This window comes from Bradyrhizobium sp. 215_C5_N1_1 (assembly GCF_052075935.1).
Taxonomy (GTDB): Bacteria; Pseudomonadota; Alphaproteobacteria; order Rhizobiales; family Xanthobacteraceae; genus Bradyrhizobium; species Bradyrhizobium barranii.
In genome coordinates this window covers 5962568-5983263 of record NZ_CP197228.1, presented here as the reverse complement: position 1 = coordinate 5983263, position 20696 = coordinate 5962568, and the positions used below count along the sequence as shown (strand labels likewise).

The 20696-nt window shown below is 64.2% G+C and carries 17 protein-coding genes; 8 read left to right on the top strand and 9 right to left on the bottom strand.

All coding sequences use genetic code 11. The annotated features are described in order from the left end of the window. Positions 1–49: 49 nt before the first annotated feature. Genes AB7G19_RS28905 through AB7G19_RS28885 form a run of 5 tightly spaced genes read right to left on the bottom strand, consistent with a single transcriptional unit; the run spans position 50 to position 4650 of the window. The gene (locus AB7G19_RS28905) at positions 50–934 is read right to left on the bottom strand and encodes an intradiol ring-cleavage dioxygenase (RefSeq protein WP_441268579.1); all 885 of its coding nucleotides are present in this window, start codon (positions 932–934) and stop codon (positions 50–52) included. A gap of 14 nt (positions 935–948) precedes the next feature. Further along, complete coding sequence (locus AB7G19_RS28900; protein WP_441268578.1) at positions 949–1851, bottom strand: NAD(P)-dependent oxidoreductase; 903 nt, start codon at positions 1849–1851, stop codon at positions 949–951. A gap of 21 nt (positions 1852–1872) precedes the next feature. After that, positions 1873–3246 (bottom strand): amidohydrolase family protein, encoded by a 1374-nt coding sequence (locus AB7G19_RS28895; RefSeq protein ID WP_441268577.1) that lies wholly within the window; start codon positions 3244–3246, stop codon positions 1873–1875. 4 nt (positions 3247–3250) lie between these two features. Then, on the bottom strand, positions 3251–4330 hold the full coding sequence (locus AB7G19_RS28890) for a maleylacetate reductase (RefSeq protein WP_441268576.1): 1080 nt from the start codon (positions 4328–4330) through the stop codon (positions 3251–3253). Beyond that, positions 4327–4650 carry a Dabb family protein gene (locus tag AB7G19_RS28885; protein WP_441268575.1) on the bottom strand — a complete coding sequence of 108 codons (324 nt, stop codon included), beginning with the start codon at positions 4648–4650 and terminating at the stop codon, positions 4327–4329. The genes AB7G19_RS28890 and AB7G19_RS28885 overlap by 4 nt, the downstream gene beginning before the upstream one ends. Positions 4651–4758: 108 nt before the next feature. On the opposite strand from AB7G19_RS28885, the gene AB7G19_RS28880 reads away from it, so the two are divergent. The 5 genes from AB7G19_RS28880 to AB7G19_RS28860 all read left to right on the top strand — a co-directional run bounded on the left by AB7G19_RS28880 (position 4759) and on the right by AB7G19_RS28860 (position 10875). Further along, the gene (locus tag AB7G19_RS28880) at positions 4759–5682 is read left to right on the top strand and encodes a LysR family transcriptional regulator (protein WP_028147172.1); all 924 of its coding nucleotides are present in this window, start codon (positions 4759–4761) and stop codon (positions 5680–5682) included. 13 nt (positions 5683–5695) lie between these two features. Continuing rightward, on the top strand, positions 5696–7141 hold the full coding sequence (gene xylB / locus AB7G19_RS28875) for a xylulokinase (protein WP_441268574.1): 1446 nt from the start codon (positions 5696–5698) through the stop codon (positions 7139–7141). A gap of 130 nt (positions 7142–7271) precedes the next feature. Beyond that, a complete protein-coding gene (locus AB7G19_RS28870) occupies positions 7272–8795 on the top strand; it encodes a sugar ABC transporter ATP-binding protein (RefSeq protein WP_441268573.1) in 1524 nt (507 codons plus the stop codon). After that, a complete protein-coding gene (locus tag AB7G19_RS28865; RefSeq protein WP_441268572.1) occupies positions 8788–9825 on the top strand; it encodes an ABC transporter permease subunit in 1038 nt (345 codons plus the stop codon). Before AB7G19_RS28870 ends, AB7G19_RS28865 begins: the two co-directional genes overlap by 8 nt. A gap of 102 nt (positions 9826–9927) precedes the next feature. After that, the gene (locus tag AB7G19_RS28860) at positions 9928–10875 is read left to right on the top strand and encodes an ABC transporter substrate-binding protein (RefSeq protein ID WP_441268571.1); all 948 of its coding nucleotides are present in this window, start codon (positions 9928–9930) and stop codon (positions 10873–10875) included. Positions 10876–10954: 79 nt separating this feature from the next. Here the strand turns inward: AB7G19_RS28860 and AB7G19_RS28855 are convergent, their stop codons facing one another. From AB7G19_RS28855 to AB7G19_RS28845, 3 genes are all read right to left on the bottom strand, one after another. After that, positions 10955–12490, bottom strand: coding sequence for a glucosamine inositolphosphorylceramide transferase family protein (locus AB7G19_RS28855; protein WP_441268570.1), 1536 nt, complete (start codon positions 12488–12490; stop codon positions 10955–10957). A 29-nt stretch (positions 12491–12519) separates the two neighbouring features. Further along, a complete protein-coding gene (locus AB7G19_RS28850) occupies positions 12520–13695 on the bottom strand; it encodes a glycosyltransferase family 4 protein (RefSeq protein ID WP_441268569.1) in 1176 nt (391 codons plus the stop codon). Between the two features lie 227 nt (positions 13696–13922). Next, positions 13923–15269 carry a lipopolysaccharide biosynthesis protein gene (locus AB7G19_RS28845; RefSeq protein ID WP_441268568.1) on the bottom strand — a complete coding sequence of 449 codons (1347 nt, stop codon included), beginning with the start codon at positions 15267–15269 and terminating at the stop codon, positions 13923–13925. Positions 15270–15741: 472 nt separating this feature from the next. Between AB7G19_RS28845 and AB7G19_RS28840 the strand changes: the two genes are divergently transcribed. Next, a complete protein-coding gene (locus AB7G19_RS28840) occupies positions 15742–16965 on the top strand; it encodes an FAD-dependent oxidoreductase (protein WP_441268567.1) in 1224 nt (407 codons plus the stop codon). A 28-nt stretch (positions 16966–16993) separates the two neighbouring features. On the opposite strand, the gene AB7G19_RS28835 is transcribed toward AB7G19_RS28840, so the two are convergent. After that, the gene (locus tag AB7G19_RS28835) at positions 16994–18130 is read right to left on the bottom strand and encodes a GNAT family N-acetyltransferase (RefSeq protein WP_441268566.1); all 1137 of its coding nucleotides are present in this window, start codon (positions 18128–18130) and stop codon (positions 16994–16996) included. Positions 18131–18361: 231 nt separating this feature from the next. Here AB7G19_RS28835 and AB7G19_RS28830 point away from each other — a divergent pair, with 231 nt between their 5' ends. Both AB7G19_RS28830 and AB7G19_RS28825 read left to right on the top strand, forming a co-directional pair. Continuing rightward, positions 18362–19648, top strand: coding sequence for an O-antigen ligase family protein (locus tag AB7G19_RS28830; RefSeq protein ID WP_441268565.1), 1287 nt, complete (start codon positions 18362–18364; stop codon positions 19646–19648). A 21-nt stretch (positions 19649–19669) separates the two neighbouring features. Beyond that, entirely contained in the window at positions 19670–20695 is a 1026-nt protein-coding gene (locus AB7G19_RS28825) for a glycoside hydrolase family 5 protein (RefSeq protein WP_441268564.1), read from the top strand. Position 20696: the final 1 nt, after the last annotated feature.

Genomic DNA, 20696 nt, shown 5'->3' with positions numbered 1-20696 from the left:
GCTCCCGTCTGCTCCCTGTTGCCGGACTCTTGTTGGTCCTTGGTTTAGCCTAGGCGGCTCTCGCGTTGCTCGCGACCTGCTTCACGCCGAAATCGTAATTGAGGTGGAAATAGTCGCGCTCCACCATGCGACCATCCGGCGCACGGCCGGCAGGATGCCCAGTGAATTCGCGGATCAGGCTGTCCTTGACGCCGAACACCACGTCAGAGTCGAGATATTTGTCGCCGGCGACGAACACATGGGTCACCAGCTGCTCGAAACCGGGCGCCGAGATCATGAAATGCACGTGCGCCGGACGCCAGGGATGGCGGCCCTGCACCTCCAGCATCTCGCCGACAGGGCCGTCATGCGGGATCGGATAGGCGGCCGGCTTGATCGACCAGAAATGGAAGCGGCCATTGGCGTCGGTGTGGAAGCGCGCGCGCATCGCGAGATCGCCGATGTCGTCGAGCTGCTGCACGTCGTAATAGCCGTCGTCGTCGGAATGCCAGACATCGACGATGGCGCCCGCAAGCGGTTGTCCGTCGACGGTCGAGACCGAGCCTGTGACCAGCATCGGATCGCCTTCCATCGGGCCGGAGATATCGGCGCCGCTGTCCTTCTCCGGCGCGGCCTGGACGAAGAACGGGCCGAGCACCGTCGTCTCGGTCGCGCCTTCCGGCACGGGATGGTTGATCGCGTCGACCAGCATGGAGACGCCGAGCGTGTCGGACAGCAGGATGAACTCCTGGCGCTTGTCGTCGCACATGTGCCCGGTGCGGGTCAGGAAATCGATGCCGTATTCCCATTCCTTCTGGGTCGGGCGGATCTCGCGGACGAAGGCATGCAGGTGGCGCACCAGCGCTTCGCTGACCTCTTTGATGCGTGGATCGGTCGCGTCCTTGATCCGCTCCAGCACCGCGTCCGTGATCGTAGTCTCGTTGAAGTTGCGCATCGGTGTCTCCGCGATCAGAGTTTGGGTTCGCCAAGCCCGGACAGACGTTCCAGGTGCTTGACGGTCGCGATGAAGTCGGTGTCGCCGTCGCCCTGCGCGACCAGCGAGCCATAGGTTTCACGCACCTGCGCTGCGAGCTGCAGCGGCACGCCCACGGCGTGGCCGGCGCCGAGGATGAGATCGAGATCCTTGGCCATCTGCTTGCACGAGAAGGTCGACTCGAAATCGCGTGTCCGCAGCGGTGCGGTCTTGTACTTCACCATCGGCGAGGCGACCGCGCTGTCGTCGAGCACCTTCAAAATGTCCTGCCAGGCGATGCCGCCCTTGCGCGCCAGCGCCAGGCTCTCGGCCATCATCGCGGCCGACACCGCGATCATCAGATTGACCGAAAGCTTTGCAAAGCGTGCTTCCTCGGCCGGCCCGAGATAGGTCTGGGCGCGGGTGAAGGCGGCGAACAGCGGCTTGGCGTTGTCGAAGGCATCCTTCGGCCCGGAGACGAAGCAGGTCAGGGCGCCGGTATGAACGATGCTGGCGTTGCCGGAGACCGGCGAACGCAGATAGGCAATGCCGCGGGTTTGAGCCGCGGCCGCAACTTCGGTGGAGGCCTCGACGCTCACGGTGCTGGTCTCGATCAGAACAGATCCAGCAGCCATCGCGGCGATCAGACCAGCGGGGCCGAGCAGCGCGCCGCGCAAGGCGGCGTCATCCGGCAGGGACGTGATGACTGCCGCTTTGCCGCTCACGGCCTCGGCCGGCGAAGCCGCAATCGAAATGCCTTGCGCACGCGCCTCGTTGATCCGGGCTGCGCTCTGATCGAATGCGGTCACGGCGTAGCCGGCCTTGGCGACGAGCGCCGACATCGGCAGGCCCATCTTGCCGATCCCGATGAAAGCGACATTCCTTGAAGCGTCGGTCATTGATCTCATCCATTGGCGCCTTCAGGCGGCGCGTCCCTGTCGTTCGATGTCCTGCACCAGCCGCCGGCCGGATTGGGCCAGCAGGTCCTTCTTTGTCTCCAGCCCCTCGGCCAGCAGCCGGCCGTCGCGCTTTTTCCAGGTACCGCCGATCATGACGGCCTCGATATTGGCAAGGCTCGTCTGCATCACGACGGTCGCGACGGGATCGTGCACCGGGAAGAGGTTGAGATCGGATGCGTTGATGATGACGAGGTCGGCGAGCTTGCCCGGCGTCAGCGAGCCGATCTGGCCCTCGCGGCCGAGCATGCGGGCGCCTTCGGTCGTGATCCAGCGCAGCGCTTCGCGGACGGGGATCGTGGTGGTCGCCGGAATGGTGCCGCTCACTTGACGCGACTCCGCATTGTCGAGCGCCCGCTGCATCGACAGCGCGACGCGGGCGACGGAGAAGAGATCGCCGGCCAGCACGGATTCCAGGTCGATCCCGATGGTCGGGCGAACGCCGCGCTTGAGCAGCCGGCCGGTGATCGGAAAACCGTGGCCCTGGATCATCTCGTTCTCCGGCGTCACCGAGAAGGAGACGCCGAGGTCGACCATCTTGTCGAGAAGACCGTCGGGGAGATCGTTGCCATGAACGATGTTGATGCCGGCGCCGACGAGACCCGATTCGATCAGCTTCTCCCAGCCGCCGGGCGTCTTGGCCGGACCGCCGCCCTGATGCATGGATGCGATCAGGTTGAGCTCGCGCGCGAGGCGGAAATCATGCATCGCGACGTCGAGCGTCGAATAATGCGGGCCGAGAATGGCAAGCCCGAGCGTGACGAGGCCGTCGCGATCGGCAAGGGGACCTGCCAGCAGCCGCTCGACTTCGCGGCGCGGATGCGGAATCTCGGAGAAATGCGGCTCGCCCGGTTTCGGCTCGGGCTTCGGCGAGCCGTGGAAGAAGGCGGCGCGGATGCCGCTCTCGATCAGCCCGCGCACGGCGGCATCGGTATGATCAGGCGTCGGATTGTTGTGGCACCAATCGACCAGCGTGGTGGTGCCGCAGTTGATCTGGTTCAGCGCACCGACGAGGGTCGCAATGTAGATGTCGTCCGGCCGGAACACCGTCGCGAGCCCGGCATGCATGCGACGGAAATATTCCAGCAGCGTCCAGTTCGCCGCATAGCCGCGCAACGCGGTTTGCCAGGTGTGCATGTGCGCGTTGATCAGGCCGGGGATGACGATCCGGCCGTTGCCGTCCACGATCTCGGTTTCGGAAGCGCCGCTGCCGAGGTCGATCGATGGGCGCACATCGACGATGCGGCCGCCCTCGACCAGCACATCGCCGGTGTTGAGGTCGCCAATCGCGTCATCCATGCTGATGATGACAGCTGATTTGATCAGCGTGCGCCGCATCGCTTCAGGCCGCCGCTTTGATGGTAACAGGCGGCTCGCCGGCCCAGGCGCGGGCGATCAGCTCGCGGATGGCATTGCGCTCGAGCGGGCGCGGGTTCCAGTAGGCGTTGCTGACGGCAAGATCAGCCGCCTTGTCGATGCCGCTTTCGGGCATGCCGATGTCGCGCAAGGCCAGCTTCGCACCCAGCCGCTTCGCGAGCACGTAGAGCCCTTGGGACGCATCGGCCCCGCCGATCGCGCGCGAGATCCGCGCCATGGCATCGGGCACCGCCGGTGCGTTGTAGGCCAGCGCATGCGGCAGCACGATGGTGTGGGTTTCGGCGTGCGGCAGATCGAAGGTGCCGCCGAGCGTGTGGCAGAGCTTGTGATGCAGCGCCATGCCGACGGTGCCGAGGCAGACGCCGCACAGCCAGGCGCCGTAGAGTGCTTCGGTGCGCGCCTCGCGGTCATCGCTTTTGGCCGCAATGGCGGGGAGGGCGCGAGCGATCGCGCGGATGCCTTCCTCCGCCATCAGCGATGTCACGGGATTGGTGTCGCGCGCATAGAGTGCCTCCACGGCATGTGCGATCGCGTTGATGCCGGATGTCGCAGCCAGGCTCGCCGGCAGCGTCAGGGTGAGGTCGACATCGTAGATCACGGTCTCGGGCAGCACGGCTGCGTCGCGCACCGTGGTCTTCAGGCCGTTTTCGGTCTGGCCGACGATTGGCGTCATCTCCGAGCCGGCATAGGTGGTGGGAATGCAGAGCTGATTGACGCCGGTGCGCAAGGCCAGCGCCTTGCCAAGGCCGGTGGTCGAGCCGCCGCCGAGCGAGACGACGCAATCAGCCTCGCATGCCTTCATCGCCGCGAGCGCGCGCTCCGTGACCTCGACCGGCGTATGCATGGTGGCGCCGGGAAAGATGCCGGCATAAAGCGGGCCGAGTGCGGCCCCCAAGCTCTTGCCTTGCGCCTCCTGCTGCGGCGTCGTCAGCACCAGCGCGCGCTTGCCGCCGAGCCGCTCGATCTCGGCCTTGGCCGAAGTCAGCGTTCCGCTGCCGAACACGACGCGGCAGGGCAGGTTTTCAAAGGTGAACGAACCGATCATGCGCCGGTCTCTTTGATGGGATAATCGACCTGGAAGCGTCCGATCCGCAAGTCGCCCAGCGCCTCGCGGACGCGCAAATGTTCGGGGTGGGTGGCATAGGCGGCGAGTGCGGCCTGGTCGGCAAATTCGGAGAACAGCACCACGTCGCAGGCGTAATCGACATCGCTGACGTCGACACCGACCTCGATGTGGGTGAGGCCGTCGATCCGGCCCCGCAGTCCCTCGAACAGGGTCTTGACCTTCACCCGGGCGGCGGACCGCTCTTCGGGGGTCTCCCCGCGCAGCCGCCACATCACGATGTGCCTGATCGGGCCCGACATTTCCAAGTTTCCTCGCCTGCTATCTTGCTTGTGTTCGGGCCATTTTGACTTGCGGGATGTGGAAATAAAGGTCAATATTTGTAAGTCTCTTTTTCTAAAAGTGGAAAAATGGATCGCCTGCTGCAACTGGAGGTGTTCTCCAAGACGGCCGAGCTCGGCAGCCTGTCAAAAGCCGCCGAGGCCTTGCGCATGTCGAATGCGGCGGCGAGCCGCCATCTCAGCGCGCTCGAGGAGCGCCTTGCGGTCAGGCTGATCGAGCGCAACACACGCAGGCTGTGGTTGACGGAGGCGGGGCAGGAGCTGCTGGAGCGCTCCAGCCGGGTGCTGAGCGAACTGGCGGAGGCCGAGGACATCGTCAGCGATCGCGCGCTGTCGCCGCAGGGCACGCTGCGGGTCACGAGCTCGCTGTCCTTTGCGGTGATCTATCTGGCGCCGATGTTGCCGGCCTTCCGCGCGCGCTATCCGAAGCTCAACATGCAGATCACGACCGCCAACCGCTATCCCGATTTCATCGAGGCCGGCATCGACGTGGCGATCCGGACGCGCGAGCAGGAGCCGGATTCGAACATCATCGTCCGCCGCATCGGCCAGATGCGGCGCGTGCTTGCCGCCGCGCCTTCCTATCTCGCAAGCGCCGGCGAGCCGGAGCAGCCCGCCGATCTCGCGCGCCACAACATGCTGGTCTACAATCTCGCGAACGATCCCTATTCGCTGCGCCTGCGCAAAAGCCATGGCGCGCAGACCGTCCGCATCACGCCGACGCTCGACAGCAATGACGGCCAGGTCATTCGCGGCGCGGCGCTGGCAGGGCTCGGCATCCTCATCCAGCCGCTCTACATCGTTCAAAGCGACATCGCGGCGGGCCGTCTCGTCCCGGTGCTGGTGGATTGGGAGCTGCCGCTGCTCACCATGAACATCGCATACCAGAACCGTGCCGGATTGCCTGCCAAGATCAGGGCTTTTTCCGACTTCCTCGTCACCCATATCCGCGAGCATTCGGAGCCGGGAATCTGGATGGACGCGACCAAGTGAGCGGGTAGCAGCCATGTATCTCGGCATCGATCTCGGCACCTCGGCGGTCAAGACCGTTCTCGTCGATAGCGCCCAGCGCGTGATCGCAAGCGAGAGCCGGCCGTTGACGACCGCCTCGCCGCTATCAGGCTATTTCGAGCAGGATCCCGCGCAGTGGATCGATGCGACCTTCGCCACGCTGGATGCCTTGAAGGCGACGCATGCCGGCGCGTTGGCGGCTGTCGAAGGCATTGGACTGTCAGGGCAGATGCATGGCGCCACGCTGCTCGATGCGAGCGCGAGACCGTTGCGGCCCTGCATCCTCTGGAACGACGGACGCTCCGCCGCCGAGTGTCGTGTCCTGGAACGTCGCTGGCCCGACTTGCGCGCGACGTCGGGCAACAAGGCGATGCCGGGATTCACCGCGCCGAAGCTGCTCTGGATCGCGACGCACGAGCCCGAGATCTTTGCGGCGACGAAACTCGTTCTGATGCCAAAGGCCTATCTGCGCCTGGTGCTGAGCGGCGAGGCCATCGAGGACGTCTCGGATGCGTCGGGATCGCTGTGGCTCGACGCCGCGCGCCGGGACTGGTCGGACGCAGCACTGGCAGCGACCGGCCTGTCGCGCGATCACATGCCGCGTCTGGTCGAGGGATGCGCGCCCGCGACCACGCTGCGCGGCGAGCTGGCGCGGCGTTGGGGCATGACCGGACAGCCGGTGATCGCGGGCGGTGCCGGCGACAATCCGGCAGGCGCGGTCGGCATCGGCGCGATCCGGCCGGGAACCGCGTTCGTGTCTCTGGGAACCTCGGGCGCCTTGCTGGCACCGACCAGCAAAATCGCCGCCACCCCGGACCGCGCGGTGCATACGTTCTGCCACGCCATTCCCGACATGTGGATTCAGGCCGGCGCGATCCTCTCGGCCGCCTCCTGCCTGGCCTGGATCGCGCGCCTGTTCGGCGCCACCGAGGCCGAGTTGCTGGCGCCGCTTGGATTGCGTCCGCAGGCGCCGTCGCCTGTAAGCTTCCTGCCTTATCTGGCGGGTGAGCGGACACCGCACGATGATCCCGCCGTGCGCGGCATGCTGGATGGATTGAGCCACGGCACCGATCGCGGGTCGATCGTGCAGGCGGTGCTCGAGGGTGTTGCCTTCGCGCTTGCCGATTGCCGCGACGCGCTCGCGGATGCCGGCATCGCCATGACGGAAGCCGACGCCATTGGCGGTGGTTCACGGTCCGGGTTCTGGCTCTCGGTGCTGGCAAACGTGCTGAATGTTCCGGTCCATCGCTTTGCCGGAGGCGAGACCGGCGCGGCGTTCGGTGCGGCGAGATTGGGGCGGCTTGCTGTCACCGGTGAGGCGATCGCCGCCGTGTGCACGCGGCCGCAGCGCATCGAGACGTTCGAACCCGACGCAAGACTGGTCGATGCCTATGCCGAGCGGCTTCCCGCCTGGCGCGAACTGTATCGGCCGCGCCACTAGCATCGCCTCGACGTTGCATTCCCGTGTGTTCGGTATTGCTCTGTGCCGCGGCCTTTTGTTTAATGCGTGAACCGCGCTGACAAAATGATTGAGACGCGGGTAGGAAACGCATTGTGCGTCGGGAGGCACGATGAACGATCCGATCCTCGAGATGCGTGGGGTCTCAAAATCCTTCTTTGGCATCAAGGCGCTGCGTTCCGTCGATCTCACCGTCTATGCCGGCGAAATTCATGCCCTGATGGGTGAGAACGGCGCCGGAAAGTCGACGCTGATGAAGATCTTGTCCGGCGCCTACAGGCCCGATCCCGGCGGCGAGATCCGGATCGAAGGAAGCCCGGTACGGATCGAAGGTCCGCTCGGCGGCCGCGCGGCGGGCATCTCCATCATCTACCAGGAGCTGTCGTTGGCTCCCAATCTCACAGTTGCCGAGAATATCTATCTCGGCCGGGAGCTATCGCGAGCAGGTTTGCTGGCACGCGGCGCCATGCGCGAGGGCGTCGGCCCCATCCTGAAACGGCTGGGCGCAGACTTCCTGCCGTCGACGCTGGTGGCGCACCTCTCCATGGGCCAGCGGCAACTGGTCGAGATCGCGCGTGCGCTGCACGTCAGATCAAAAATCCTGATCATGGATGAGCCGACCACGGCGTTGTCGGCCGGCGAGAGCGCGCGGCTGTTCGCGCTGATCCGCCAGCTTCGCGCCGAGGGGCTTGCCATCATCTACATCTCGCATCGCATGGACGAGGTCTACGCGCTCGGCGACCGCGTCACCGTGCTACGCGACGGCCGGCTGGTCGGGGCGCTCGACAGGCAGGACATCCGCGCCGACACCATCGTTCGGCTGATGGTCGGGCGTGACGTCTCCTCGTTCTACAAGAAGGATCATGATCCGGAGGCGGGGCGGGGGCATCCCGTGCTCGCAGCGATCGACATGGCCGATGGCCGGCGCGTCAAGGGCTGCTCGCTGACCGTGCATGCGGGCGAGGTGGTCGGCCTCGCCGGCCTGATCGGCGCGGGTCGCACCGAGCTTGCGCATCTCATCATTGGTGCGGCGCCCAAGACCTCCGGCCGTGTCGAGCTGGAGGGACGCCCGGTCGATATCCGCACGCCGGGTGAGGCGCTCGACATCGGCGTCGCCTATCTGACCGAGGACCGCAAGGCGCTCGGCCTGTTCCTGGACATGTCATGCCTGGACAACATCAACCTCGCGGTGCTCGGCCGGGATGCCCGGATCGGTTACATCCTCGACCGCGACAAGGGCCGTGATCGCGCCAACAGGGCGTTCGCGGCGCTCGGTATTCGTGCCGCCGATATCAACGTCACCGTCGGCGCATTGTCCGGCGGCAACCAGCAGAAGGTGCTGCTGTCGCGCCTGCTTGCGACCACGCCAAAGGTCCTGATCCTCGATGAGCCGACCCGCGGCGTGGATGTCGGCGCCAAGTCCGAGATCTATTCGATCATCGACAATCTTGCCAAATCCGGCACCGCAATCCTCGTCATCTCGTCCGATCTGCCCGAGATCATCGGCATCTGCGACCGCGTCGTCGTCATGCGGGCAGGACATATCGCCGGTGAAATCGAGCGTGGCGCGACGTCGCCCCTGAACCAGGAAGACATCATGGCGCTCGCCACGGGGATGGAGCAACTCGATGCATGACGGCTCTTCAAAGACGGACGCCGCCGCCGCCGCGGGCCTCGCGGCCGCACAAGAGACGAAGCGTCAGCGCATAAGGCTTCTGATCCGCGCCGCCGGCATGTTGCCGGTGTTGTTGATCTTGTGCGGCGGCTTCCATTTTCTGTCGGAGGGCCGCTTCTTCACCGGACAAAATCTCGGCATCGTGTTGCAGCAGGCCGCAGTGAACACCGTGCTCGCCGCAGGCATGACCTTCGTCATCCTCACCGGCGGCATCGACCTCTCCGTCGGCTCGATCCTGGCGGCGTCCGCGATGGCCGGGTTGACGCTCTCCAAGCTGCCGGAGCTCGGGATGCTGTGGCTGCCGGCCGCGCTGCTCACGGGCCTCGGCTTCGGCGTCATCAACGGCGCGCTCATTGCACTCCTCCGCCTGCCGCCTTTCATCGTCACGCTCGGCTCTCTCACCGCCGTACGCGGCCTGGCGCGACTGCTCGGGGCCGACACCACCGTCTTTAATCCTTCCATTCCCTATGCCTTCATTGGCAACGGCTCGCTGACGCTCATTCCCGGCGTCGCGTCGATCCCGTGGCTCTCGGTGATCGCCTTGCTCGTCATCCTCGTCTCCTGGCTGGTGCTGCGCCGGACCGTCCTCGGCGTGCACATCTATGCGGTGGGTGGCAATGAAAGCGCGGCGCGGCTTGCCGGCATCAAGGTCTGGGCCGTGCTGATCTTCGTCTACGGCATCTCGGGACTCTTCGCCGGGCTCGGCGGCGCCATGCAGGCGGCGCGGCTCTATGCGGCCAACGGTCTCCAGCTCGGTCAGTCCTACGAGCTCGATGCGATTACCGCCGTGATCCTCGGCGGCACGTCGTTCGTCGGCGGCATCGGCTCGATCTGGGGCACGCTGGTTGGCGCGCTGATCATCGCCGTCCTGTCAAACGGCCTGATCCTCGTCGGCGTCTCGGACATCTGGCAATATGTGATCAAGGGCCTGGTGATCATCGGCGCCGTGGCGCTGGACCGCTACCGGCTGCAGGGCTCCGCCAGAACCTGAATGGGTTCGGCGCGCACCTGAGTGCGCATGGTGTGATGCGAGGTTCCGCTGCGGCAACTGGTCTGCCGTGCCGGATAAGAATACAGACCAGGGAGGAAGCCAATGTTGAAGACGATCACGTTCGCCGGCGCCGCGATGGCGCTTGCCCTAAGCACCGCGCCATCCTTCGCCAAGGAACTCAAGTCGATCGGCGTCTCGCTGGGGTCGATGGGCAATCCGTTCTTCGTCGCGCTGTCGAAGGGCGCCGAGTTCGAGGCCAGGAAGACCAATCCCAATGTGAAGATCACGACGGTCGGCTTCGAATACGACCTCGGCAAGCAGGTCACCCAGATCGACAATTTCATTGCCGCCGGCGTCGACCTGATCCTGTTGAATCCCGGCGATCCCAAGGCGATCGGGCCGGCGATCAAGAAGGCGCAGGCGGCGGGCATCGTGGTCGTCGCGGTCGACACCGCGGCCGAAGGCGCCGACGCCACCATAACCACGAACAACGTGCAGGCCGGCGAGATCTCATGCCAGTACATCGTCGACAAGCTGGGGGGCAAGGGCGACGTCATCATCGAGAACGGGCCGCAGGTCTCGGCCGTGATCGATCGCGTCGTCGGCTGCAAGAACGTTCTCTCGAAGAATCCCGGGATCAAGGTGTTGTCCAGCGACCAGGACGGCAAAGGCTCGCGTGAAGGCGGTCTCACCATCGCGCAGGGCTATCTGACGCGCTTTTCCAAGATCGACGCCATCTTCGCCATCAACGATCCGCAGGCGATCGGCACCGATCTCGCGGCGCGCCAGCAAGGCCGCAGCGGCATCGTCATCACCGCGGTCGATGGCGCGCCCGACATCGAGGCCGCGCTGAAGGATCCGGCGGCGCCGCAGGTCCAGGCGTCCGCTTCGCAGGACCCGTTCTTCATGGCGCGGCGCGCGGTGCAGGTGGGCGTCGGCATTCTCAATGGCCAGAAGCCGGCCTCGACCGTCGAGCTCCTGCCTTCGAAGCTCGTGACCAGGGACAACGTCGCCGAGTACAAGGGCTGGACCTCGGATCGTTCTCAGTAGAACGCCGCCTCCCGCGCGAGCGGTCGAAACACGAGATGACGGGCGGCGTTGTGATCCACGCCGTCCGTCGTGCCACGCGCTAACAGGCGGTGTGGGGACTGGTTCGCGGGGACAAGACGACCGATGGAAATTTGCTTGCGAAGGCCCGGGTCTTGGGTTGAACACGCGATCCGTCGATCACCTCGAGCCGGCCGCAGCGGTTCAGCGTGTGCAGCTTTCTGCCGGGCCATGCCGGTCCGGGCCTGAGGGAGTGGCGGACGACCTGCTTGAATGTCGTCGGAGACAGTTCGATCACTTCCGCGAGGCCGAGCGCGGCGCCATATCCGTCGGCGCAATCCTGCACCGGCCGCCACAATTTGCCATCGATGGTGACGAAATTCCCCGCGGGTCGCGCACTTGCGCGATCGATCAGGACCGGGTTGCTGGCATGGGGCAACCAGGGGCCGAGCAGGTGCTCGGCGTAATAGATCGCCAGCGAATCCGAATAGCCGCCGGTTCCGTCTCGCCAGGCTCCGAACAAGTAGTTCAGACCGTTGTGCTGCGTGATGGTCACATCGGCCAGTTCGAGGCCTGAGAGCAGCGTGGCGTGTCGTTCCCATTTGTCCGGAAACCGAATGCATTTGTAGAGCGCGACGTCCCCGTGGAGCGAGCTCTCCGGGATCATCCACAACTCGCCATTGTCCTCGATCAGGAACGGATAGGACAGGTGCCAGGATTCTTCCAGCACGGACACGACCTCGCCGACCGGGCCGGCGTCGCCGAACTCGACTGCCGAAATGATGCCTTTTCCAACCCGATGATCGAGATCTTCGAAGTAGACGAATGTTCGTCCCTGCCATGTGATCGGGAAGGGATCGGCGTAGAAATGATTTCCGGGATCGGCGAGGACGTTCCAGCCAGGCCCGGAGAGATCTCCCGTCTGCCAGACACCCGCGCCATCATTGAAGCGCCATCCGACATGCCAATGCGGCGCATAGCAGCAGAGGCGGTAGATCTCCTTGGCGATCGATACGGCGAGGCCGCGCACGACATAGGCCGCCGGCGGCCGGCCGTTGCCGGCTCGGGCCTGGCGTGCCAGCTGAGGCACGATACGCGGCCGTCCCGACAGGATGGCCGCCACCATGGTCAGGGTTCGCACCATGACCGTTTCGAGCCCACCGCTCAAACCGGCGGCGATTTCTGCGGAGGGATGGCCGCGATCGAGCACCGCGCCGTCGATCTCGTTGACGATCTCGATGACGGGCAGGTCGCCGGCGAGAATCGCCGCGAGTGCCGCGTTTTCACCTGCAGTTCCGTTGAACAACGGGCGGAGATACAGCCGGGCCGAACAGTCCGGATCGCGCGCGACGCTGGTGAAATCGACGATCACATCGGCCGTGCCGGTGCGGGCCTGCGTCTGTTCCGGATCGATCTTCAGCCCGTCGGCGCCGCTGTGCCTGCCTTTACGCAGCACCACGCGCTCGAGCTCGAACAGGGCGTCGAGCCCCGCGGGCCGTGGCTCCACCGTTGCAGTCAACGCGATTTGAACCGGAACGTCCCGGCCGTCGATCGACAGCGTCTGGCGGTGCATCCACCGCCGCGCATGGTCACGTTCGCAGCGAAACTCGATGATCATGTCGAGCCAACCTATTCCAACGCATCGGCTCAGACGACCCGATTGAGGATTTGAACGTATTCCTCAACCATCGCATCGACCGAATAGCGCAACCTAAGGCCTTTGGCATTCTTTTGCAGTTCGTCGCTCAGTGCTTGGTCGGTCAGAAGTCTGGAGACGGCAGCCGACAGCTTCGCTTGATCTGAAGCATCGACAAAGAGGGCAGTGGGCTTTCCTTCGAAGGACAGCACCTCGCGCAGCACGGGAAGATCGGTGACGACCGAGGGAACGCCGGCGTTGGCGGCCTCGACGGCGGCGAGGCCAAAGGTCTCGGCCTGCGTCGGAAACACGAATATATCGAGACAGGCGAGAAAATCCGCGATCTGGCGTGGCGCGATTTCGCCGAGCAGATGCAATCGGTCCGAGACCTTCAAATCGTCCGCAAGCTGCCGCAGTCGCGCTTCGTCGGCGCCCTGGCCGGCGAGTGCAAGGTGCCAGGACGGCTCGTCCGGCAGGAGGCGTATCGCCGCATCGAGCCGCTTGTGCGGATGCAGCCTCGCCGCGCAGCCGAGCAGGACGCGGTCCGGCGGCAGGTTGAATTTCTGTCGTGCGGCGCTCTTCGGCAGGATGAGGGCCTTGTCCTCGAAGCCGTGCGGGACATGCACCATGCGCGACCGGTAGGCCTGCGGGTAGCGCGAATACTCGCGCTCCATGTCCTTTGAGTTCAGCGTGATGCGATCGAAGAAGCCGACGCTGCCCATGACGATGTCGGCCGTGCGGATCGGCCAGCTCATCGACAGCGCGGATGAAACCTGGTTGGCGACGACAGGGGCGCGGCTGACGAGGCGCGTCACGCCCGCGCCGATGACGTTGCCGAAATGCTGGAAGGTCAGGACCGCGTCGGGGCGCGTGGCTCTGATCTGACCGCCAAGCGTCCACAGCATCCGCAGCAGCGCAACCGGATTGCCCGGCCGGCTCGGTGCGCAATAGAACGTCTCGGGCGGCTCGTCGAACGAATCCGATTTGCGGAAGAAAAACAGGTTGGAGACGCGATGGCCGCGCGCGGAGAGGCCGGCGCCGAGCAGCCTGGAGATCTCCTGCGCGCCCGCGTTCTCGGCCTGGGTCTGTACGAGAAGGACGTGCAGCTTTCGTTCGCTGCCGTTCAGCCGCGCGAGTTCTGTCGCGGTCGTCTCGCCCAATTCCTTGTTCGGCTGGTAGTGGAGCACGGATCCCGACCGCTAAAGAAACGAAATCTTCACCTTCTTAACCCCGTACCTATCATGCAGGCATCGGGCAGACACCGACTAGCAACAAACGGAGTTAATGCGCGAGCCGCCGATTGCCGCGTTCTCGCGGGAATTCTGCTGGTTCCCGGATGGTGCGCAGCGAGCGCGTTAACCAACGGGACGCGCGCGCCGTCGCGGATCAGCCAAGCCGATCGTACGGTTGACGCCTATTCGGCGGAGTCGGCGCCGCGAACCGCATAGCGGCCGCGTCGCCACGCCGAGAAGCGCAACAGCACGAGAACCGAAGGATCGACCCCGGTTCGCCGCCGGCACAAGATATTGAGCGCGATGGTCGTGAGCGCCAGCGACACGGTGGCCGCAATCGCCGCGCCAAGCACGCCGAGCCAGGGGATCAGGACGAGGAATCCGACCAGTCTCAACGCGACATTTGCGGCGACGACGGGGACGTAGATGCGTTCATGGCCGGTCAATTGCAGGATCGCCGCCGACGGACCGCCCGCGGCCTGGATGGCCGTTCCGATCGCCAGCACGATCAGCACCGAGTGCTGCTCGGTGAAATGAGGCCCGAACAGGTTGAGGAGATAGGGGCCGCCGATCCAGATCATGGCGAGGCCTGCGACCACGCAAAGTGCGGTCACTTCCGCCATGAGCTGCAGCGTCCGCTCGAATTCCCGGTGATTTTTGCTGAAGTAGAGCGAAGGAAGCCGGCGCGCGCCGAACGAGTACAGCGCGGCGGAGAGCATGGCAAAGATGTTGGCGAGGCGTGACGCCGCGAAGTAGATGCCGGCGGTCGCCGGATCGAGCATCCAGTAGACCAGAATGACGTCGAAATACTGGTTCGCGACTTCAAGGATGGACGCAAGCCAGAAATGCAGCGCGCTCGATCGCCAGCGTGTTGCTTCGGAATTCGCTGCAGTCGCGCGCAAATCCGGCAGCGCCCGTACGATCGCAATGATCTGTGCGACGAGGCCCACCGACATCGCAATCGTCATTGCGGCGATCAGCTCGGCGGGATCGAGCTGCCGATGCCCGAACAGCATGGCGAGCAGAAACAGCACGACGAAAACCCGCCAGAAGAACTCGCGGTTGCCTTCGCCCATGATAATGCTGACCAGCGAACGCGCGATCTGGCTGCCGAGCATCAATCCAGCACTCACGGCGGTGTAGGCCGAGACGGCGAGGATCAGCAGCCACAAATCCCCTCTGAAGTGCGCAACCAGCGCAACCGCGGCGATCGCGATCAGCATCGCGACGGCGGAAATCCTGAAGCTGGAGAGCAGGAGGCCCTTGGTGAGGTCGGGCCTGTCGCCGACCTCATACTCGTTCAGGAATCGCACCAGCAATGCTTCCTGACCGACCAGTCCTACGACTGCGGCGATCTGGGCAACCGAAAGCCAGGTCGCAAAGATACCGAATCCATCGGGCGTCATCGTTCGCGCCGCCAGCGAGAACAACGCAAACGCGAGCGCGCCGCTACCAACCTTCAGCAGGATGGTCCCGACGACACCGCGCGTGACGTCACGCCGCAGAAATTGAACAATGGAATCGATCATCGAAGATGCGGAGCGTTCCCCGAAGATGGGCGTTGCAAGGACGGCGAGAGCCTAGCATGCCGGAAAAATGCGAGTGTTAATGCGCGGTCTTCAGGTCCCGTCGTCCAAGGTCGACGAAGGTCGTACGCCGCTGCTTCACTGCGGAACAGCCGCGTCCCCGATGTGCCAGATTGAGCTGGCACCGGCTCGATCGAAAAGCGGCGCGATGTCGTGCCGGTGCAAGATGCGGGGCGAAGCCGGCCAGCCTGCGGCTGTTCGAGCATTGGAATGGCCTCTCTGGAACGAATTCGGACGCTTGGTCTGACGAGACAGCAGTATTTCGAGGTCGTTCTGAGCAAGGCGCGTGCCGGGACGGATGTGTCCGGCGACCCGTTAACCTCAATCGCCGGAAATGATCGCGTTTGGCTCTGCGATACGACATCAGGCGAGGGAATTGCACATGGAACCACCGTTAACCGTGGAGCCCTAAACCATGACGACGGATAGACCCGTGACCGAGCCGAGCGATGCAGCCGCGACTGCGGCCATCGTCGCAGACATTGCGATCGTCGGCGGCGGCCTTGCGGGATCGCTCGCCGCGTCCGTGCTTGCGCGGGCGGGGCATCGCGTCGCACTCGTCGACAAGCGCGCGGTACATCCAGACGAATTCCGGGTCGAGAAGCTCGGTGGCCAGCAGCTCGAGATGTTCCGCAAGCTGGGCTTCCTCCATGCGCTCGAGAACGTCGCCTGCCGGTATGACCGGGTGCTCAATATCCGGGAAGGCAAGGTCGTCGATGTCAGCGTCGGCCAGGCTTACGGGTTTTCCTATGCCGGCCTCGTTGCCATGGCGCGCGGCCAGCTGCCTGATCCGTCCAATCTGATCGTCGACGAAGTCACCGCAATCAGACCCAGCGACGATGTCCAGCATATCGAGCTTGCGTCCGGACGGCGCCTGGACGCGCGGCTCGTCGTGCTCGCCACAGGCATGGCGGGAGCGCTCGGCTACAAGCTCGGCATCAAGCGGCGCGTGCTGGCCGAGCGCCATTCGGTGTCGTTCGGCTTCACGATCGCGCGCCGCGATGGCACGCCGTTCGATTTCGAGGCGCTGACCTGTTACGGCGAGCGCACCGCTGACGGCATCGACTATCTCAGCCTGTTCCCGGTGCCATCAGGCATGCGGGCCAATCTGTTCATGTTCCGCGACCCGACCGATCCGATTATGCGCGAGCTGCGCCGCGAACCGGAAGCGACCGTCCTGCGGCTGCTGCCGGGACTGCGGCCTTACCTCGGCGATTTCCACGTGACCGACAAGGTGCAGAACTGGGTGATGGATCTGACCGTGGTGGAGGGACACCTTCAGCCCGGAATCGTCCTCATCGGCGATGCGTTCCAGACCAATTGTCCCGCCGCCGGCACGGGCGTCGCCCGCCTCCTGGTGGACGTCGATCGCCTTTGCACGGAGTACGCGCCGCGCTGGCTCGCAAGCGCCGGCATGGGCACGGAGAAGATCTCGCAGTTCTATTCCGATCCCGACAAGCTCGCGGCAGACCAGCGGTCGCTGAAAATGGCGCGCTTCCGTCAGGCCCTGACGTCCCGCAACGATATCGAATGGGATGTGCGGCGGCGCTTGCACTTCCTGCGGCGCAGTCTAGCGCATCGTGTCGATCAGATGCATCCGGGCTGGCTCGGACGCGTCCGCGGCGCGTTGCGCGCCTGAGTTCTGTGCTCCCTAGCTTGCGCTTCGGTTAGCGTGTGGGCGTCGGGGTACGGGCCGGCAGGAGCCTGAAATCCGACAGCCGCTTGGCCGCCAGTTTGAGCCAGGGAGCCTGCTTCAGCGCGAACAGGCTGATGGCGCCTGCGGTGCTGCCGGCCTGCGTGACCATCCACATCGGCGAAGGCTGGCCGCCGAACAATTTCTTGTACGGCTCGTCGCCAATCGTGAAGTCGAGCATCTGATCGCCGCGCTCGATGCAATCCCTCGCCACTTGCTCGAACATCAGAGAGCCCAGGGATTGGCTCTTGTACCCGTCGATATCGAAGGCGCTCATGATGACGAGGAAGCTGCCGCGATGGCGCAGTCCGAGCACGGCGGCGATCACGCCGCCGTCCATCTTCATGGCGTAGAGTCGGACGAACGAGCCGAGACCGCGGGCCGCCACGTCAGAATAGAAGCTGTAATATTCGGGGCGCTGGAGCAGGTCGCCGTCGCCCTGGGCGTGAAAGCGCGGGCCGCGATATTGCTTCATCGCGTCCATCGCCTCGGAGATCGAGGCGCTGTCGTCGCAGCATGAGAAGCTCAATGCTCCCTTCTTCTGGAGCTGGCGATATTTCTTGGCGAGCTCCTTCTGATAGGAGCGATCCAGCGCGCTGGCACGCCATTGCTCGAACGGGGCGACGAGAACGGTCGCGTAGGCGTTCGTCTCCATCGAGACCCGGCGTGGCGCGCCGAGTAAGCTCTCGATCGGAAGCCGTCCGGCGGGCAGCTTGGTCATGCGGAGCAGGTCGAACGGGCGGACGAGGCGCCGGATCTCCGCGCAGGCCGCTTCGTCCTCCAGCAGGCTGGCAAACACCTCGGCGCTGCAGACCGGCGCCAGATAGTCGGATACGCGCAGATCGGCGAATTCGATGGTGCGGATCGGGCCGCGGCGGATCCGGAGCAGGGGCAGCACCATCGCCAGCGCCCCCGTCGTACGGCGGCGGACCACGACGACCAGCGGCGTCGCGCCTGCATGGGATGCGAGCCTGGCGTAGAGGCTGTCCAGCCAGAGCGGATGCTGAAATGCGGTCGCCGCAGAGCTGTCGAACAGCGCCGCGTATTCCGGAGACAGGAAGTCGAACGCCTGCTCGATGGCGATATCGAATGTATTGCTCGGCTTATTCATGCGTGACCACGGAAACCAGATAACCCGGAGAAGTCGATCGAGCCGGATCCCGCGCTTGTATAGCAGGGTCGTGACGGCCGAGGCACCAGCGGGGTGCGATTTGCATTAACGCATCGAGCAGGCGCCGTATCGTTATCGATCCCCCGAAGTGTCGAGATTTCGTGGTGCCGGGGCTCGGGAGATCAACCCGCAGTAGCAGATAATTAACCAAGCTTAAGGGAAAGTCACCTCATGGCGATCCTGCAGACCGAGAGAGACTCCGAGGCACTCACGAGCGCGATCTGGAAGACGCGCAGTGCCGGCGTTGAGAAGATCGCCAGGCTCGTCATCTGCGTATCGATCACCGTCAATGTCGTCGCGTCGATGGGGACATTCAATACGGCGATACTGCCGGCGGGACTGACTTATCTGCAACAGGCGGTCGCACTCCTGATGTGGAGCGTCCTGATCTACGCAAGCGCGTTCGTGCGCCCGCGTCTGCAGTTGGCGTTCAACCCTGATCTGATCGCGCTCCTCGCATTCTACACGTTGGCGGTTGTCTCGGTGTTGTGGACCACTCTGAATGCCGCAGCCATCATGAAGAGCGCCGCTCTTGCAATGACGACGTTTGGCGCGTTCTGTATGATCACGCGGATCGATATCGACGATGTCGTGAAGGCGACATCCTCCGGGCTCTTCATATTGGTCGCCGCATCGGCGCTTTGCGCACTCGCCGTGCCCGATATCGGGATAGATCATAGCTGGATGCACAATGGTCAATGGCAGGGCGTCTATGAATCGAAGCAGACGCTGGGCTTTGTCGGCGCGTATCTGATGTTTTTCTCCTGCTACCGGAAGATGACGGGGCAGGGGTGGTTGGCGTTCCTCGTCGCGTTCCTGCTGGCGTCGACCTGCGTCCTCGCGTCGGAATCGCGCGGCGCCGGTGCTGTCGCCCTGGCGGCTTGTGCGCTGCTCGTGACGTCGATGTGGTCGGTCGGCTGCATGAGGCTCTATGCGATCCTGCCGTTCGTCATGTGCGTTATGGCCGGCCTCCTGATCGTCTATTTTTACGCGACGGGATACGACGCCATCCACATTGGCGATGCGACCGTCAATTTTACCGAACGGACCTTCATCTGGCACTACGCGATAAGCCATTTCGACGATGCGCCGCTGCTCGGCTTCGGAATCAACGGTTTCTGGACGATCCCGTCGATCTACGATTATTTCGAGCAGAACCACGGTTGGGTGCTCGACAACTATCATAGCGGCTATATCGCGATTCTGATGGAAACGGGGTTTCTGGGCTACGCGCTTTTCGCCGCGAGTGTTCTTCTGTTCTCGAACAAGGTTCTCTATTTGATTTCTGCACGATCGATCCACCGGGCGCACTGTGCCCTCATCATCGGATTTGTCGCCCTCAGCTTTCAGACCAATTTCACCGAGACGACGTTCCTTCGCTCGACCATGTTCACGTCGGTGCTCCTCGTGGCGTTCCTCCTTGCAACGTGCAGGCCGGTGCCGGAGACTGATTTCTAACCCTTACGGAATGGAAGCAAGATGACCGCCCTCCGCGCTCGTTGGTCGAGACGCTTCAATCTTGCCGCAGCGGCTTTCGTCTTCGCATCGCTCTTCTCCGACGCCCATGGCGCCGGGCAGGTCGTGCCTCGTGATGCGGCAAAATTGGGACGCGGGATCAACATTCTCGGTTATGACGGAATCTGGGAGGGCGGCCAGAACGCGCCGTTCCGTCTGGACAATTTGACGGCGATCAGAAAGGCCGGATTCTCGCACGTCAGGATCAATTTCTTCGGTTTCAAGTTCATGGATCGCGGGAATGTGCTGGATGAGGTCGTGCTGAGAAGGCTTGATGCCGTCATCGAGGAAATCCTCGCCAGGAAACTCGTTCCCATCCTCGACGAACACGACACGCATGTCTGTCAGCGTGATGTATCCGAATGCGGCGAGAAGCTCAGGGCATTCTGGCGGCAGATCGCCGAGCGCTATGCCGGAAGATATCCCGGGCTCGTCTTCGAGGTCTTGAACGAGCCGGGGGGACAGATGACGTCCGCCAGCTGGAATTCGCTCCTCAACGAATGTATCGGCATCATCCGCCGCAACAACCCCGAGCGGCGGGTCATTGCTGCCGTTCTCAACACGGACGAGATTCCCATCGACGATCTGGCTCTCCCCGCCGGCGACAGGAATCTCATCGTCACCTTTCATTATTACGCGCCGATACGCTTCACGCATCAGGGGGCGCCATGGTCCGAGACGTTCGCGCGCATCGGGCCGCTGGATTGGGGCAGTCCGGACGACGAAGCCAAGGCGGCCGCTGATTTCGAGAAGGTCAGCCGGTGGTCGGAGCGGGAGAAGCGCCCGATTTATCTCGGCGAGTTCGGGGTCTACGAACGGGCGCCATCCGAGAGTCGCCAGAGATACCTGTCGTTCGTGGCGCGAAGTGCCGACAGACGTGGCTGGGCATGGGCCTATTGGCAGTTCGATCATGATTTCGCGGCCTTTGACAGCGCCCGTCAGGCCTGGAAGCCCGACATCCTGCGCGCCCTGATCCCGCCGGTCCGTTGAA